We start from the raw sequence: 15104 nt of genomic DNA on the forward strand, positions 1-15104 counted from the left end.
AGAAGGAGGATCGACATGGACGACTCACACGCGGTGGTGGTGGGCGCCGGCATCGGCGGGTTGAGCGCGGCGCTCGCCCTGCACCGGCACGGGTGGAGGGTCACCGTGCTGGAGCGCGCCCCTGAAATGCGCGAGGTCGGCGCCGGCCTGAGCCTGATGGCCAACGCCGTGCGTGCTGTGGACGCCCTCGGCCTCGGCCCGGCCCTGCGCCGGGGTGGACACGGTGAGGCCCCCGGCGGGATCCGCGACCGGCACGGGCGGTGGTTGTCCCGGGTGGACGCCTCGGAGATGATCAGGCAGCTGGGCACCACGGCGCTCGGCGTGCACCGGGCCACGCTGCACCGCACCCTGCGCGAGGCCCTGCCCGCCTCGTCCCTGCACACCAACGCCGCGGTGGAGCACGTCGAGTCGGGCCCGGACCGTGCCGAGGTGCGCTATCAGGGGCCGGACGGCGCGCACACCCTCACCGCCGATCTGGTGGTCGGCGCCGACGGCCTGCGCAGCCGGGTCCGCGCCCAGCTCTGGCCGCACCACCCCGGCCCGGTGTACGCCGGATCGACGACGTGGCGGGCGGCCATCGCGTTTCCGGATCCGATCCCGGCCGCCATCACCTGGGGGCCGGGAGCCGAGTTCGGCATGGTGCCGATCGGCGACGGCCAGCTCTACTGGTACGGCGCGCTGAACGCCCCGCCCGGCGGCCACGCCCCGGACGAGCTGGCTGCCCTGCGCGAGCGCTTCGGCGACTGGCACGACCCCATTCCGGCGCTTCTCGCGGCGACCCCACCCGATGCCGTCCTGCGTAACGACATCCACTACCTGGCGGAGCCGCTGCCCTCGTACGTGCGGGGGCGGGTGGCACTGCTCGGCGACGCCGCCCACCCGATGACCCCCAACCTCGGGCAGGGCGCCGGGCAGGCGATCGAGGACGCGGTGGTGCTCGGCGCGGTCTGCGCCGGCGGTGCCGAGGGGTTGCCGGCCGCCCTGGCCGCGTACGACGAGCAGCGTCGACCCCGCAGTCAGTCCGTCGCGCGTGCCTCCTACGTCGCTGGGCGGTTCGGACAGCAGCTGCACAATCCGATTGCCTTCGCGATGAGGAACGTCGCGTTGCGGGTCACCCCGGGCCGGGTCGCCCTGCGCAGCATGGCCCGCTACGCGGACTGGCGACCGCCGACGGGCTGAGCCGGCCAAGCGATCCGGCCGGTGGCCAGGGCGGCGTACTCCGCCGAGGCGAGGAACTCGGTCAACACCTCCACGGTGCCCGGCGTCCACTGACGACCGTCGAGCACCTCGGCACCGGGGACGAAGAGCATCGCCGCGCCCTCGCCGAGCACCACGTCCTCCTGCCAGGCGCTGGTGCTGCCGAGGAAGTAGTGCTTCACCCGGTCCAGCTCGGGCAGCGTCTGCACTGCGACCGGGGATCTACCAGCAGGACGCACGCGACAATTCTCATCGGACCAGACTACGGGTCGCCGTCGGGGCTAATCAAAGGCGACAGTGCGCCGGTACAATCGGCGACTTCGTTGTGACCGATCGCTGACTGCTGATGGTGAAAGCGATCACACACACTGAGCCCATGAACAGGAGAGTCAACCGCGGTAGGGCACTCCGCGTCGCGGTGTGCCTCCTTCTTCTCGCCGCGCTGAGCGGCTGCATGCAACTCAACATGGGGTTGACCGTCAACGCCGACGACACGGTCGACGGGCAACTCCTGCTGACGGCCCAGAAGTCCGTGCTGAGCGGCCGTAACAAGAACCTCCCGGTCGCCTTCGCGGAGTTGCGGCAGAACATCCCCGCCCTACCGGCGGGCGAGGAGACCCTTTACCAGGACGACACTTTCTACGGCTCCCAGATCAGTTACCGCAAGGCGCCGCTGGCCGGTTTCGACACCGAGAGCGTGAAACTGGTCCGGGACGGTGATCTCTACCGCTTCACGCTGCCGCTCGATCCCAAGAAATATGGCGGAAAGGTTGCGGAGCAGAATCCGCAGAACCAACAGGCGTTCCTCAAGCTCATGTCGTTCGAGATCTCGGTGACCTTTCCCGGCCGGGTGATCGACAGCAATGGCACCGTCAACGGCCGTTCGGTCAGTTGGAAGGTCGATCCCAACCAGGAGAAGCCGGCCGAGCTGCGGGCCGTGGCCGAGGCGCCACCTCGACCGTCCACCTCGCCGGTCGCCGCCGGCGAGGAGGACGACGGCGGATTCCCCTGGCTGCTGGTCGTCGGCGGTGTCCTCCTCCTGCTGCTGCTCGCCGCGGTGGGCGTACTCCTGGTTCGCCGCCGTCATCCCGCGGCGCCGGCTGCGCCCGGTCCGACCCCGCCGCCGGGCCCGCCCGCCGGCGGCCCGGGGCCCGGCTGATCCATCTGGTGGCCGGCCCAGCCGGCCACGCCCGGCCCCGGCCGCCCCCGAAACGACGGCGACCGGCCCCGGTGCTCCCCGCGGGCGCACCGGACCTCACCACCACCACATCCCGGTCGCACCATCGCAGAAGGGGGATCGTCATGAACGATCTCTTCACCTGGGCAGCCCTGGGGACCATCGCCGGCGCGAGCGCCGCGACCCTGCTGGCCACCAACGTCATCGGCGGGCTGATCGGCCCGAGCGGCGACAAGCTCCGCAAGTGGATCGCCATCGCCATCGCGCTGCTGCTGTCCTACCTGACAGCGGCGTTCGCCGACGACGCCGGCGGCGAGAAGTGGGTCATCGCGTTCTTCAACGCGCTGGTCATCTTCTCCGCCGCGCTCGGCGTCAACCAGTTCCCGCCCGGCAACCGACAGGCGACGCCGACCCAGGTCGCGAGCGGTCGCGAGCCCCGAGTCTTCCGTTCCTGGGTCTGAGGGGTGCCGTCATGGTCTTCGGAATTCTCAGCGCAGCCGTTCAGGTCGGCTTCGGCGCCCTGCTCGGCTTCCTCGCCGGTGGCCCGATCGGGCTGCTGATCGGCGCCGTCGTGGGCCTGGTGATCGGCGCGGTCTTCGGCTGGTCGGTGGCCTCCGCCGGGGTGTACGCCTCGGACGCCCGCGGCATCTTCCTCTTCGTCGTCGACCACACCTGGAGTCTGCTCAACACCGTCGTCGGCGCCATCTACCTGACCGTGCACCTGATCTTCGGGCACTCGCTGGACCGGCCCACGTCGCTGAACAGCGGTCGGGTCAGCGTGGTGGAGGGGGTATCACCCCGCTACGCCACCACCATCGGCACCGTCTGCGCCGGCTCCAGCTCGGGCATCCAGCGGCACGAGGACGTGCACATCTTCCAGGGTCGCCTGCTCGGGCCGCTCTACATCCCCCTCGTCCTGGCCAACTACGTCCTGTTCACCATCGCGCCGGTGTGGCTGCTCTACCACGACCACACCAACGCGCCGATCAACCGCTTCACCCGGTACTTCGAAATCGGCGTCTACCCGCACGTGTGGAACGAGGCCATCGCGTACCGGATCCAGGGGACGCCGCCGCGATGACCACCCACGGGCGCGGACCGATCGAGACCGCCACCGCCGAGCTGGTCGCCTGGGTGACCAGCGCGGCGGGGGAACCCGTCCCGGTCGGTCCGCCCCGCGCGTGCGACGACGCCGACGGGCTCACCCTCTGGCCGATGGAGCTGCGCCCGGCCCGGCAGACCCGCTCCAGCGGCGCGGTCCGCGAACCGTACCGGTTCACGGTCCGCCACCTGCTCTGCGTCACCGGACCGGCCGGGTTGCCCCGGCTGGACCGGGTGCTCACCGCCGCGACCAGCGACGGCAGTTACCCGGTCGTGCTGGAGGCCGGCGATCTACCACTGTGGACGGCATTCGGTACGGCGCCCCGACCGGCGCTGCTGATCGATGTGTCGGCGCAGGTGGACCACCCGACTCCGGCCGCGCCGCCGGTGCTGCAACCGCTGCGGTTGCGGCAACTCGACGTGCGCAGTCTCAGTGGGCGGGTGGTCGGCCCCCAGGAGCAGCCACTGGCCGCGATGCGGGTCGAGCTGCCCGGCACCGGGTCCGCCACCCGCACCGACACCGAGGGCCGGTTCCTGATCGTCGGCGTCCCACACGACCCCGAGCACCCGAGCCCGGTCCGGCTGCGGCTGACCGGACGCGGGCTCGTCCTCACCGCCGACGTCGACCCGGCCGAGGACGACATCGTCATCGTCTGCGCGCCACCGACCCACTGACACCCACAGGCACAGGAGGACCGATGCCCAGTTACTTCTCCCCCGGCATCTATGTCGAGGAGGTCCCCAGCGGCGCCCGACCGATCGGGCCGGCGAGCACCAGCATCGCCGCCTTCGTCGGCGTCGCCCCGGACCGCTCCGCCCACCTGGGCAAGGCGGTGCCGGTCAACAACTGGACGGAGTTCCTGCGGCTCTTCGCGGGCGGGGAGCGGGTGGAGAGCACCCCGCTGGCCCGCGCGGTCTTCGGCTTCCTGGACAACGGGGGCGCCCGCTGCTGGGTGGTCAACGTCGGCGAGGGCGGAGCGATCACCGGCTCCGGGCAGCGGCGCGGCGGTCTGCAACTGCTGGAGGCCGTCGACGAGATCTCCATCATCGCCGCGCCCGGCTTCCACGACGTGGTGTCCCACGAGGCGCTGCTCAGCATGGCCGAGCGCACCCGCACCATGGTGGCGATCTGCGACCCGGCGCCGGACATCGACGACATCGCCGCGCTGACCCGGGTCGCCACGCCGTCCTCCGGCAAACCCCCCAAGCCCGCCGAGGGTACGGGCGGCGGCGCGGCCGGCGGTCCCGGCGGCGGTCCGGCCCAACCGGGCGGCTCCGGCGGCCACGAGGGGGCCGCCTACCGGCCGCGACAGTCCGAGTTCGGCGCCTTCTACTACCCCTGGCTGCGGGTCCGCGACCCGATCAGCGGCGAGCTGGAACTCACCCCGCCGAGCGGGCACCTGGCCGGCATCTGGGCCCGCACCGACGCCCTGCGCGGGGTGCACAAGGCACCGGCCAACGAGCCGGTGCGCGGCGCAGTCGACCTGGGCTACCTGGTCACCCGGCCGGAACACGACGTGCTCAACCCCAAGGGCGTCAACGTGATCCGCTACTTCGCCGGCGAGGGGATCCGCGTCTGGGGCGCCCGTACGCTCGCCGCCGAGGCCAGCGAGTGGCGCTACCTCAACGTCCGACGCCTCAGCATCGCCATCGAGCAGGCCATCGCCAACGGCACCCGGTGGATGGTGTTCGAGCCCAACGACTTCACCCTCTGGCGTTCGATCCGGCGCGACATCGGGGCGTTCCTCACCCGGGTGTGGCGCGACGGCGCGCTGCTGGGGCGCAGCCCGGAGGAGGCGTTCTTCGTCAAGTGCGACGAGGAGACCAACCCGCCGGACGTCCGCGACGCGGGCATCGTGATCGCCCACATCGGCATCGCTGTCGTCAAGCCCGCCGAATTCGTGGTGTTCAAGCTGAGCCAGTGGGCCGGCGGCACCGAGACCGAGACGATCGGAGGCTGACATGCCCACCACCGCCACCCCGCAACCCGGGGCCCCGGTCGACCCGTACCGGGCGTACAACTTCCGACTGCTCATCAACGGTGTCACCAACGGCCACTTCACCGAGATGACCGGGTTGGAGGTGAACATCCCCGGGCAGCCGTACCGGGAGCACGGCCTGGGTCGGATGCGGATGGTGCCCGGCCAGGCCGAGTACGAACCGGTGACGCTGCACTTCGGCATCACCGCCTCCCGGGAGCTGTGGGACTGGGTGAACGCCACCGCCCAGGGCACCCTCAACCGGCGCAACGTCTCAGTGGTGCTGCTCGACTCGGTCGGGACGGCCGAGGTGCTGCGCTGGAACCTGATCGACTGCTGGCCCACCCGGTGGCGCGGGATGCACCTCAACACGCTCAGCCACGAGATCGCCATCGCCTCGCTGACCCTGCGCTACGAGGGCCTGGAGCTGGAGACCGGCGGTGCCACCGCGCCGACGCCCGCGTAGCTGGCTGGCCGGCCGGCTGCGCTCGGCGGCCGGTGCGGTGCAGCGCCTCGCCGGGCGGTTCGAGCCCGCCGACCACCTTCCGCCGCCGCCGCAGACGCCCGCGGCGACACCACGCCGTTTCGGGGAGCCTCCGCAGCACTGGCTGGACCTCGTCGCCGCCCACGCTCCCGGCCTGCTGCACGACCTGGACCTCGACCCGCCAGGGGCCGGCAACGCCGAGGCCGGCGCCCGCAGCGACGGGCGGGGCGAGTCGACCGGTCAGGTCGACGCGGACGGCGCGGACCCGGTCGCGGACGCCAGGACCGGCAGGCTCGGCGGGCTCGGCAGGCTCGACAGCGGGGCCGGCGTGGGCGGTCCCGGTGCGAGCGGGGACAAGGGGCCGACGAGGTCGCGTGCCGAGAGCCGGACCGGCGGGCCGGGCCGCCCGTCGCGGGCCGGTGACCAGCCCGACGGCACGGCTGCCGGCCCATTCGGCGACGGCACGCCTTCGTCCAGCTCGGACCTGACCACCCCGTCGGCCGGATCCACCTGGCCGGACGCGTCGACCCCGCCAACCGGTTCGACCCGGCCGCCAGGGCCGGGCGCTGCGATGCCTCCGGTACGGCGGGCGGCCGGGGGCGACACCACGGCCATCGACACGACGACCGTCGACACCACGACCGTCGACACGACAGCCCTCGACACCACGGCCGTCGACGCGGGCGGGCTGCCCCGAGCGGATGGGCCCCGGCAGCCGGTCCGCTCCATGGTGTTCGGGCCGCACAGTTCGCCGATCGGCCGCCCGCACCCTGCGGAGGCGGAGGCCACCCGAACCACCTCACGGCCGCCCCTGGACGCACTGCGGTCCGGCGAGGTCGACCGCTGGCGATCCCCGGAGTCGTTGCCCGTACGACCGGGTGGTCGAGACGGGTTCCGGGGTGACTCGGCGGATGGCCGGGTCCGATCCGGAGAGAACCAGAGCGGGCACGTCCGTGGTGATGCACCGAGCGCGGCCCGGACGTCGCGAGGGGACACCGGGGCCGTGCACCGCCCTCTGGACAGGCCGGCCCGGGGCGGGGCCGGAGAATCCTGGACCGGGTCGACGGCGACGAAGGCCGGAGACCCGTCGACCTCTGTGCGCGGCGACGTGGATCGCCTCGTCGACGGTGGACCCTGGCTGGCCCTGCCCGGCGAATCGGCGCCACCCGGGCGACCGGTCGCGCTGCGCGACGGCGGGACGGGAACGGCCGGCGGCGGACGAACGACCGGAATCGACGGGCCGCCGCCCAGCGCGGCGGCGCGGAGCGTCGACCCGTGGCCGGCGCTGCCCGACGACACCGCGCTGTGGTCGGTCGCCGGCGCGGCGGTGGACACCGCCCAGCTGACCCGGCTGGACCGGGAACAGGCGGGTGACTGATGGAACGCGTCGCCTTCCTCATCGACTCCTCAGGCGTCCGGGTGGACTGCCTGCTCAACCCGGAGACCGTGCAGGTGACCCGGCTCGCCGGCGTACGCCAGCGGGGTGCCGGCGGCGGGCAGCTCACCGGGTCCGGTCTGGCCGACGATCCGCTGGTCTTCACCGGCGGGGGTCGTACCGAGCTGGTGCTGGATCTGCTCTTCGACGTCGACTTCGTGGAGGCGCAACTGCGTCCGGCCGACGTCCGGGTGCTCACCCGTCCGCTGTGGATGCTGGCGGAGAACTCCACCGCCGAGCATGGATGGCTGCGACCGCCGCTGGTCCGGTTGGTCTGGGGCAAGACCTGGAACGTGCCCGGTGTGATCATCGCGGTGGCGGAACGGTTCGACGCGTTCACCGGCACCGGGTCGCCGCGACGGTCCTGGTTGCGGTTGAAGCTGGTCCGCGCCGCCGAGACGGCCGATCAGGCCGAGGCCGGCTTCGCCGAGGAGTTGGCCGCCGCGAGCACCCCGACCGCCGCGCCGGGCAGCGCGGTGATCGCCGCCGGTGACGGCGCGGCCGAGCCGGGTCGCTCCGGTGTACGTTTCGACCTGCTGGCCAACGACGCGCTGGGCTCCCCGCTGCGCTGGCGGCTGCTGGCCGAACACAACCGGATCACCGATCCTCTCGCCGTGCCGGCCGGCACCACCCTCGCCGTCCCACCGACCGTCGGCACCGGTGCGGTGACCGGGTTGGCGCAGGCGGTGGCCGGTGCGGTGGGCGCGGGAGCGTCGCACCTGGGCGCCTCGGTCGCCGGCGCGCCGTGGAACGCGGCGACCGGCCCGACCGGCGCGGCTCCGAGCGCGTCCGGCAACCCCGGGGGTACGCCGTGACCAGCGTCGCGCCCCGGGCGTTGATCGTCCTGCTCGACGGCGTCGAGCTGGTCGGCGCGGTCCGTCAGCGGGTCCGCTCGCTGCGGGTGGCGGCCCGCCTCGACCAGCCCACCCAGGCCGAGCTGGTGCTCGCCACCACCGCCGGGACCGGCGCGTTCGACCCGGCGGTACGCCCCGGCACGGCGCTCGACGTTCGGCTCGCCGACCACGCGGACGCCCTGTTCACCGGTGAGGTCACCTGCGTGGAGGTGGAGTACGCCGCCGACGGGGCGGCGCGGCTGCGGCTTCGGGCGTACGACAGGCTGCACCGGCTGCGCAAGCGGCAGGGGTTGCGGGTCTTCACCTCGGTGACCGCCGTCGAGCTGGCCCGGGAGCTGTGCGGCGCGGTGGGGCTGGCGGTGACCGCCGAGGTCGACGGCCCTCGGTTGGAGCGGCTGCTCCAGCACCGGCACAGCGATCTGGAGCTGCTGCGCGAGGTGACCGGACGGGCCGGGCTGCACCTGGCCGCCGACGCTGACGGCGTCCGGCTGGTCACCCTTGCCGGCTACGGGGAGCCGGTCGCGTTGACGCTCGGCGCCGGGGTGCACACCCTGCGGCTGTCCACGAACACCGACCAGGCCAGCGGGGCCAGCGCGGCCCTGGGCTGGCATCCGCAGCGAGCCGAGGTGATCAGCCAGCAGGTCGACGAGGCGCGCTGCGGGCGACCCGCCGGCGACCGCCCGGACCCGGCTGACGTGGGCGCCGACGGCGTTCGCACCGCAGTGGACCAGCCCGGCCGCAGCGACGACGAGCTGGCGGCGCTGGCCCAGGCCCGCCTGGACACCCGCGCGGCGGCGCTGGCCACGGCCGAGGGGGTGGCCGAGGGCGACCCGGAGCTATGGCCGGGCCGCCGCGTCGACCTCGGCGGGGTGCCCGACCCGGTCGCCGGGACGTACGTGCTGACCGAGGTGGTGCACACAGTCGACGGCAACGGTCACCTGACCCGTTTCTCCACTGTGCCGCCGGCCACCCCGGCGACCTCGACCGGCGGCGCGGCGGTCACCCTCGGCAGCGTCACCGACGTCGCCGACCCGGACGGGCTGGGCCGGGTGCGGCTGACCCTGCCGGCGTACGGGGACCTGGACGCCGGCTGGCTCGCCGTGCTCTGCCCCGGCGCCGGGCCGGGCAAGGGCCTGGTGGCGCTGCCCGACCCGGGCGACACCGTGCTGGTGGTGCTGCCCGGCGGTGAGCCAGCCTCGGGCATCGTGCTCGGTTCGCTGTTCGGCGCTGTCGAGCCGTACGACGCGGGCATCGACGACGGAAAGGCCCGCCGCTGGACGATGCGCACCGCCGGCGGGCAGTCGATAGTTGTCGACGACGTGCGGCGCAGCCTGCGGCTGGGCACCGAGGGCGGCAGCTTCCTGGAGTTGACCCCCGACCTGGCCACCCTGCACGCGGCGTCCGACCTGGTGGTCTCCGCACCCGGCCGGGCCATTGTGGTGCGCGCCCGCAGCGTGGACTTCCTGCACGCCGACTCGACCGAGGACCCGACCACCGCGGCGGAGCAGGCCCGAACGCTTGCCCGCGCCCACCACCAAGGAGGCGGCTGATGCGCTGGATCCACAGTGACTCCGTGATCACCTGCGATCACGACGGCCGGGTCGAGAACCGACCCTCGCGACAGTGGGTGACCGTCACCGGTGTGCCAGTGCTCGTCGACGACGACCCGGAGGGACGCACCATCATCGCCTGCCCGAACTACGGCCCGACCATCAAGCCGTGCACGACGACGCTGACCGTCCGGGTCGGCTACAGCGACTGGGTCCGCGTCGACGGGCACCGGGTGGTGCTGTCGCACCTGGAGGGGTTCACCAACGGCACACCGCCGGGGCTGGTCAAGCACACGGTGCGCGACCCCGCTCAGGGGTTCCTGGGGGCGGACCGATGAGGGCCTTCCGCTTCGTCGGCGCCGGCTTCGACGCCGGCCGCACCGGCGGGTTGGCGCTCACCGCGGCCGGCGGCCTGGCGATGACCGAGGGCGACGAGAGCGTACGGCAGGCGCTGTTCCTGCTCCTGTCGACGACGCCGGGCGAACGGCTGATGCGACCCGGGTACGGCTCCCGGCTGCACCGGCTGGTCTTCGCGCCCAACGACGACACCACTGCCGGTCTGGCCATCCACTACGTCCGGCAGGCCATCGCCCGGTGGGAGCCCCGGGTCGAGGTGATCGACGTGGACGCCGGGCCGGACCCGGACGACGCGTGGCGGTTGGTGATCCGGTTGGACTACCGGGTGCGGGCCAGCCTGACACCCGGGCAACTGGTCTTCTCCGTGGACCTGCTCCCGGTCGACGAACCCGCTCAGGGAGGAGCGTCATGACGCTGCCCGTGCCGCACCTGGACGATCGCGGCTTCCTCGACCTGGTCACCGAGGCCCGGGAACGGATCCGGCAGTCCTGCCCGGCCTGGACCGACCTGTCGGCACACGACCCCGGCATGGCGCTGGTGGAGACGTTCGCGCACCTCACCGAGGTGATGATCTACCGGTTGAACCAGTTGCCGGAGAAGGCGTACGTCTCGTTCCTGAACCTGCTCGGGGTCACCCGGCACGCGCCGACCGCGGCCTGGGCGGACGTCCGGTTCACCCGTACCGGCACCGACCGCGGCGCGGTCCGTATCCCGGCCGGGCTGCGGGTCGCCGCGGCCCGGGGAGCGGACCCCCGGCCGGTCCTGTTCGTCACCACCGAGCCGACGCTGTTGCCCGCCGACGAGACGTCGGTGACGGTACGGATGCACCACTGCGAACCGGTCGAGGCGGAACTGCTCGGGGTAGGCACCGGCCAGCCGGGGCAGGTGCTGCGCGCGGCGCACGCGCCACTGACGCACACCGCCGAGGCGCTGGACCTGCTGCTCGGGGTGGAGGTGCCGGCCGGCACTGTCGAGCTGGGCGCGGCGGCCCGCGAGCACGACGGTCGCACGTTCGAGATCTGGCGGCCGGTGGACAGCTTCGCCGGGCTCGGCCCGCAGGCCAAGGCGTACCTGGTCGACCGCTGCTCCGGCACCGTCATCTTCGCCCCGGCCCTCGACCTGCGACCAGCGGCCGCGTCCGCTGCCACCGAACCGGCCGCGCCGCACAGTGCGGTACCGGTGACCGTCGCGGCGGTGCCGCCGGCCGGACGGCAGATCCGGCTCTGGTACCGCGCCGGTGGCGGGCCCACCGGCAACGTGGCGGCGGGCACGCTGACCAGCCTGCGCGACCCACTACCGGGGGTACGCGTGGACAACCCCGCCCCGGCGGCCGGCGGCCGGGAGATGGAGGCGCTGGAGTCGGTGCTGCTGCGCGGCCCGTACGAGTTCTTCGCCCAGCAGCGGGCGGTCACCGCCCGCGACTTCGAGGTCCTCGCGACCAGCTCCGGCGCTGTGGCGCGGGCGCGCGCGTTCACCCGCGCGGCGGTGTACAGCTTCGCCCGGCCGGGTGAGGTCGAGGTGGTGCTGGTGCCGTACGTGCCGGAGGCGGCCCGGCCGGGCGGTCGGCTGCCGGTGGCGGTGCTGCGCGAGCACGAGGTACCCGAGGCGCGGCACCGGGTCGAGGCGGACCTGGAGGAACGCCGAATGGTCGGCATCCGCTCCCGGGCCACCTGGGCGCGGTTCAAGGCGGTGTCGGTGCGGGCCCGGGTGGTGGTCCGCCGCGAGGAGGACGTGGACGCGGTCCGTCGTCGCATCCACGACCGGCTGCACCAGACGTTGAGCCCGCTGCCCACCGCGCTCAACCCGACCGGCTGGCCGTTCGGCGAGCCACTGCGGGCGTCCAACGTGTACCGGCTGCTGGAGCACGCAGAGCCCGGGGTGCGCTATGTCGAGTCGGTGCGGTTCGTGGTCGACGAGGCCCCCGACGCCGGCGTCCGCGCCCTCGCCGTGGACCAGTACCAGCCGCGCACCTGGTACGCGGGGCGCGGCCCGGTGCTGTTCCGCTCCAGCAACGGCGGCGCGGGTTGGGAACCGGCCGGTCGCTTCGACGACGAGACGGTGCAGCGGGTGGCCCCGGCGCCCGCGCCGGTGCGGCCGGGCATCGTCGCGCGTCCCGGCTCGGTGGCCGTGGTGACGCTGCACGCCTCGGGCGGCTCCCGGGTGCACCTGAGCACCGACCTGGGCGAGACGTGGTCGCTGCTCACCGACCTGGACTCGCGGATCTCCGACCTGGCCTGGCTGGACCGCGACGGCGCGGGCTCGCTGCTGGTGGCCACCGACACCGGCCTGTACGAGGTGTCGCTGCTGCCCGGGGCGGTGCCGTTGCAGATCCTGGTCGACCCGTCCGACGCCGACCGGGGCTTCTACGCGGTCCGCACGTTCGTCTCCGAGCGGGGCGCGCCGGGGGTGGCGGTGGCGGCGCAGGCAAGCTTCGGGGTGTACCTGTCGACCAGCGGCGGCCGACCCGGCAGCTTCAGCCACGTCGGCCTGGCAAACGTCGACAACAGGGTCCTCGCCGTGCAGTACGACGGCCCGGCCACCCTGCTGTGGAGCGGCGCGGGCGAGCCGGACCCGAAGAAGCCCGGCCAGGGCTGCCACCGCACCCGGCTGTTCGAGTCCGACGTGAAGTGGCAGTCGATGCAGGCCGGGTGGGTCGGCGGAACCTGCCGGGACCTCGCGTTCGCCGGCCAGCAGGCGGTGACGGCCACGCAGAGCGGCGGGGTGCTGCGGCTGGACACCCTCGCCGCCCAGCCGCAGTGGCAGTCCGTGTCGGTCAACTGCGGCTTGCCGTTGCGGGACCGGACCCGGTTCGTGCCGGTCGACGCCATCGCGGTGAGCGGCCCGACGGCCGGAGGCGCTGCGGCCGGCGGCACCGGCGCGGCGGAGCGGTTGATCCTGGCCAGCGGTGAACGCGGCGTGCACCGCAGCGCCGACGCCGTCACCTGGACGCCCAGCGCCAACCAGGCCACCGCCGACGTGGTGACCGTTCCCGATACCTGGCTGCTCTGCTCCGGCGAGCACGACATCGAGGTGGTGCGCCAGGATGCGACGCTCGGCGATTGAACGGCTGCTGCCCGCCGCCTACCAGCGGGCCTGCGTGCCGGGCAGCGTGCTCTGGGCGCTGCTGGACGTGATGGAGGGGCTGCACGCCCCGGACGAGGCGATCCTCGCCGAGGTGGACGCGCTGTTCGACCCGTACCGGGCGCCGGACGGGCTCGTCGTGCGGTTGACCCGCTGGGTGGCGATGGACCACGTGGTGGCCTCGCCCCGGCCGGACACCCCGCTGCCGCTGCCGGTGGGTCGGCTGCGCGACCTGGTGGCCAACGCCGCCCTGCTGGCCCGTTGGCGCGGCACCCCGTACGGGATGCGAAGAGCTCTCGAGGTGGCTACCGGGTTGAGTGGTTTCGCTCTGGACGAACCGGCCGACCAGCCGTTTCACGTCGTGGTGCGGGTGCCGGTCGCCGCCGCCGGCCAGCTCGCCGTGATCACCCGCATCGTCGAGGCGGAGAAACCCGCCTCGGCCACTGTCGAGATCGTCCTGGAAGAGGAGTCGTCATGACCACCGAGTGGGCGGTCGTCGCCGCCGCCGAGCAGTTCACAGTCGACCCGCGCAACAGCGGCGAGCTGACCTTCACCGTTTCCAACCCGGGCAACGCGCCGGACACCGTGGTGTTCGACGTGGCGCCCGGTGACGGCTCCCAGCGGGCGTGGTTCACCGTCGCCGAACCCCAACGGGTGGTACCCGGGCAGGGCTCGGTGTCGTTCCTGGTCAAGCTCGCGGTGCCGGCCGGCACCCCGCCCCGGCGCTACGACATGACCGGGTTCGCGTACTCGGCGAACACCGCGCCGGAGGAGAGTTCACGCTCCAGCGGCCGGGTCACGTACGAGGTGCGGGCGGTCGCGCCGCCACGGCGTACCCCGTGGTTGTGGATCGCCGCCGCGGCGGCGTTGGTGCTGGTGGTGGTCGCCGTGGGGGTGGTGTTGCTGACCCGCGACGGCGAGCCGGCCCCCGGCGAGCCGCGGGTGGTCACCGTCGAGGCGGAGAGCCTGGTGCCGGGCGCGGTGGTGGACTCCCCGAAGAAGAGCGCGGCGAAGGTGGAGGCGCAACCCAACTGCTGCGGGGTGACCTGGTCCGGCGACAAGCAGTTGTTCTTCCAGGGGCTGGCCATCGGCGACAAGGTCAGCGTGACGGTGCAGATCCCGGCCGACGGCAGCTGGCGTTTCGCCGCGGTACGCACCACCTCCCTCGACTACGCCAACACCGTGTTCGCCATCGACGGCAACCAGGTCGGCGGCACGTTCCTCGGCTTCACGCCGACAGTGCGAAAGACGGAGTTCCTGGACGTCGGCACGGTTCAGCTCGCCAAGGGCCCCCACCAGGTCACGCTGCTGGTGGTCGGCAAGACGCAGGGCACGAACCGCTACTTCGCGGGCGTCGACGAGATCCGGTTCACCGAGATCGTGGCGCAGGCCGTGGCGCGATGAGTGGTCGGCAGAAGGCGCTGCTGGGGCTGCTCGCCGTCCTGCTGGTGGCGCTCTTCGTGGTCGCGGTCGGCGCGGGCCGCGACGACCGGGGTGATCCGGGGGCCCGGCACGGGTTCGTCGACCGGTTGGGCGCGCTGGGCGGCGAGCGTTCCTCGGTGGATCCGGCGACCGTCAGCGCCGACTGCGCCGACGAGGCGGGCCGGCTGGAGTTCTCCGGCAGCTGCGTGGTGCGGGTCGCGGACCCCGGCGGGCTGCGCACCCTGGTGCTGCGCAGCGCGGCGCGGTTCACCGTCGTCGCCCCGGCGCCCGGCGACGCCGACCTCACCATCCGCGACGAGGTCGAGCCGGCGGCGGACGGCACCGGCGCGGTGGCGAAGATCGCCGTCGACCAGACCACCGAGGTGGGCCTGGTCTGCCCCGGCCTGGGCGGCTGCACTGTCGTCGTGGCCACGTCCTGACCCGACCTGGACCGAGAGGAAGGTGCC

17 protein-coding genes are annotated in these 15104 nt (G+C 73.4%); 16 read left to right on the forward strand and 1 reads right to left on the reverse strand.

What is annotated here, in order from left to right; genetic code table 11:
* The first annotated feature begins 15 nt into the window (after window positions 1-15).
* On the forward strand, window positions 16-1179 hold the full coding sequence (locus tag ABZS40_RS08970) for an FAD-dependent oxidoreductase (protein WP_354942764.1): 1164 nt from the start codon (window positions 16-18) through the stop codon (window positions 1177-1179).
* On the opposite strand, the gene ABZS40_RS08975 is transcribed toward ABZS40_RS08970, so the two are convergent.
* On the reverse strand, window positions 1149-1436 hold the full coding sequence (locus ABZS40_RS08975; RefSeq protein ID WP_354942765.1) for a hypothetical protein: 288 nt from the start codon (window positions 1434-1436) through the stop codon (window positions 1149-1151). The two genes, ABZS40_RS08970 and ABZS40_RS08975, sit on opposite strands and share 31 nt — an antisense overlap.
* A gap of 137 nt (window positions 1437-1573) precedes the next feature.
* Here ABZS40_RS08975 and ABZS40_RS08980 point away from each other — a divergent pair, with 137 nt between their 5' ends.
* From ABZS40_RS08980 to ABZS40_RS09050, 15 genes are all read left to right on the forward strand, one after another.
* Entirely contained in the window at window positions 1574-2356 is a 783-nt protein-coding gene (locus ABZS40_RS08980) for a DUF3153 domain-containing protein (protein ID WP_354942766.1), read from the forward strand.
* A gap of 143 nt (window positions 2357-2499) precedes the next feature.
* Window positions 2500-2835: a hypothetical protein gene (locus tag ABZS40_RS08985; protein WP_354942767.1), complete on the forward strand. Its 336-nt coding sequence runs from the start codon at window positions 2500-2502 to the stop codon at window positions 2833-2835.
* Between the two features lie 11 nt (window positions 2836-2846).
* Window positions 2847-3455, forward strand: a complete 609-nt coding sequence (locus ABZS40_RS08990; protein WP_354942768.1) for a glycine zipper family protein — start codon at window positions 2847-2849, stop codon at window positions 3453-3455.
* A complete protein-coding gene (locus tag ABZS40_RS08995) occupies window positions 3452-4150 on the forward strand; it encodes a carboxypeptidase-like regulatory domain-containing protein (protein WP_354942769.1) in 699 nt (232 codons plus the stop codon). The genes ABZS40_RS08990 and ABZS40_RS08995 overlap by 4 nt, the downstream gene beginning before the upstream one ends.
* A 23-nt stretch (window positions 4151-4173) precedes the next feature.
* Window positions 4174-5436 (forward strand): phage tail sheath subtilisin-like domain-containing protein, encoded by a 1263-nt coding sequence (locus ABZS40_RS09000; protein WP_354942770.1) that lies wholly within the window; start codon window positions 4174-4176, stop codon window positions 5434-5436.
* A gap of 1 nt (window position 5437) precedes the next feature.
* Window positions 5438-5920 carry a phage tail protein gene (locus tag ABZS40_RS09005; RefSeq protein ID WP_124815287.1) on the forward strand — a complete coding sequence of 161 codons (483 nt, stop codon included), beginning with the start codon at window positions 5438-5440 and terminating at the stop codon, window positions 5918-5920.
* The gene (locus tag ABZS40_RS09010; RefSeq protein WP_354942771.1) at window positions 5895-7316 is read left to right on the forward strand and encodes a hypothetical protein; all 1422 of its coding nucleotides are present in this window, start codon (window positions 5895-5897) and stop codon (window positions 7314-7316) included. Before ABZS40_RS09005 ends, ABZS40_RS09010 begins: the two co-directional genes overlap by 26 nt.
* Window positions 7316-8188: a hypothetical protein gene (locus tag ABZS40_RS09015; protein ID WP_354942772.1), complete on the forward strand. Its 873-nt coding sequence runs from the start codon at window positions 7316-7318 to the stop codon at window positions 8186-8188. Before ABZS40_RS09010 ends, ABZS40_RS09015 begins: the two co-directional genes overlap by 1 nt.
* Window positions 8185-9777 carry a contractile injection system protein, VgrG/Pvc8 family gene (locus tag ABZS40_RS09020; RefSeq protein WP_354942773.1) on the forward strand — a complete coding sequence of 531 codons (1593 nt, stop codon included), beginning with the start codon at window positions 8185-8187 and terminating at the stop codon, window positions 9775-9777. Before ABZS40_RS09015 ends, ABZS40_RS09020 begins: the two co-directional genes overlap by 4 nt.
* Window positions 9777-10115, forward strand: a complete 339-nt coding sequence (locus ABZS40_RS09025) for a hypothetical protein (RefSeq protein WP_238679353.1) — start codon at window positions 9777-9779, stop codon at window positions 10113-10115. Before ABZS40_RS09020 ends, ABZS40_RS09025 begins: the two co-directional genes overlap by 1 nt.
* Window positions 10112-10546: a GPW/gp25 family protein gene (locus tag ABZS40_RS09030; protein ID WP_030489705.1), complete on the forward strand. Its 435-nt coding sequence runs from the start codon at window positions 10112-10114 to the stop codon at window positions 10544-10546. The genes ABZS40_RS09025 and ABZS40_RS09030 overlap by 4 nt, the downstream gene beginning before the upstream one ends.
* The gene (locus ABZS40_RS09035) at window positions 10543-13197 is read left to right on the forward strand and encodes a putative baseplate assembly protein (RefSeq protein ID WP_354942774.1); all 2655 of its coding nucleotides are present in this window, start codon (window positions 10543-10545) and stop codon (window positions 13195-13197) included. The genes ABZS40_RS09030 and ABZS40_RS09035 overlap by 4 nt, the downstream gene beginning before the upstream one ends.
* Window positions 13178-13693 (forward strand): phage tail protein, encoded by a 516-nt coding sequence (locus ABZS40_RS09040; RefSeq protein ID WP_238679351.1) that lies wholly within the window; start codon window positions 13178-13180, stop codon window positions 13691-13693. The genes ABZS40_RS09035 and ABZS40_RS09040 overlap by 20 nt, the downstream gene beginning before the upstream one ends.
* Window positions 13690-14619 carry a hypothetical protein gene (locus tag ABZS40_RS09045; protein ID WP_354942775.1) on the forward strand — a complete coding sequence of 310 codons (930 nt, stop codon included), beginning with the start codon at window positions 13690-13692 and terminating at the stop codon, window positions 14617-14619. The genes ABZS40_RS09040 and ABZS40_RS09045 overlap by 4 nt, the downstream gene beginning before the upstream one ends.
* The gene (locus tag ABZS40_RS09050; RefSeq protein ID WP_354942776.1) at window positions 14616-15077 is read left to right on the forward strand and encodes a hypothetical protein; all 462 of its coding nucleotides are present in this window, start codon (window positions 14616-14618) and stop codon (window positions 15075-15077) included. The genes ABZS40_RS09045 and ABZS40_RS09050 overlap by 4 nt, the downstream gene beginning before the upstream one ends.
* The last annotated feature ends 27 nt before the right edge of the window (window positions 15078-15104 follow it).

Origin of the sequence: Micromonospora sp. NPDC005324 (assembly GCF_040607155.1) — a bacterium.
Taxonomy (GTDB): Bacteria; Actinomycetota; Actinomycetes; order Mycobacteriales; family Micromonosporaceae; genus Micromonospora; species Micromonospora trifolii.

Coding starts and splice junctions, on each gene's coding strand:
- ABZS40_RS09015 (WP_354942772.1), top strand. CDS start 7,316: ATGGAACGCGTCGCCTTCCTCATCGACTCCTCAGGCGTCCGGGTGGAC.
- ABZS40_RS08980 (WP_354942766.1), top strand. CDS start 1,574: ATGAACAGGAGAGTCAACCGCGGTAGGGCACTCCGCGTCGCGGTGTGC.
- ABZS40_RS08995 (WP_354942769.1), top strand. CDS start 3,452: ATGACCACCCACGGGCGCGGACCGATCGAGACCGCCACCGCCGAGCTG.
- ABZS40_RS09035 (WP_354942774.1), top strand. CDS start 10,543: ATGACGCTGCCCGTGCCGCACCTGGACGATCGCGGCTTCCTCGACCTG.
- ABZS40_RS08990 (WP_354942768.1), top strand. CDS start 2,847: ATGGTCTTCGGAATTCTCAGCGCAGCCGTTCAGGTCGGCTTCGGCGCC.
- ABZS40_RS09000 (WP_354942770.1), top strand. CDS start 4,174: ATGCCCAGTTACTTCTCCCCCGGCATCTATGTCGAGGAGGTCCCCAGC.
- ABZS40_RS09005 (WP_124815287.1), top strand. CDS start 5,438: ATGCCCACCACCGCCACCCCGCAACCCGGGGCCCCGGTCGACCCGTAC.
- ABZS40_RS09030 (WP_030489705.1), top strand. CDS start 10,112: ATGAGGGCCTTCCGCTTCGTCGGCGCCGGCTTCGACGCCGGCCGCACC.
- ABZS40_RS09025 (WP_238679353.1), top strand. CDS start 9,777: ATGCGCTGGATCCACAGTGACTCCGTGATCACCTGCGATCACGACGGC.
- ABZS40_RS08985 (WP_354942767.1), top strand. CDS start 2,500: ATGAACGATCTCTTCACCTGGGCAGCCCTGGGGACCATCGCCGGCGCG.
- ABZS40_RS08970 (WP_354942764.1), top strand. CDS start 16: ATGGACGACTCACACGCGGTGGTGGTGGGCGCCGGCATCGGCGGGTTG.
- ABZS40_RS09045 (WP_354942775.1), top strand. CDS start 13,690: ATGACCACCGAGTGGGCGGTCGTCGCCGCCGCCGAGCAGTTCACAGTC.
- ABZS40_RS09040 (WP_238679351.1), top strand. CDS start 13,178: ATGCGACGCTCGGCGATTGAACGGCTGCTGCCCGCCGCCTACCAGCGG.
- ABZS40_RS09050 (WP_354942776.1), top strand. CDS start 14,616: ATGAGTGGTCGGCAGAAGGCGCTGCTGGGGCTGCTCGCCGTCCTGCTG.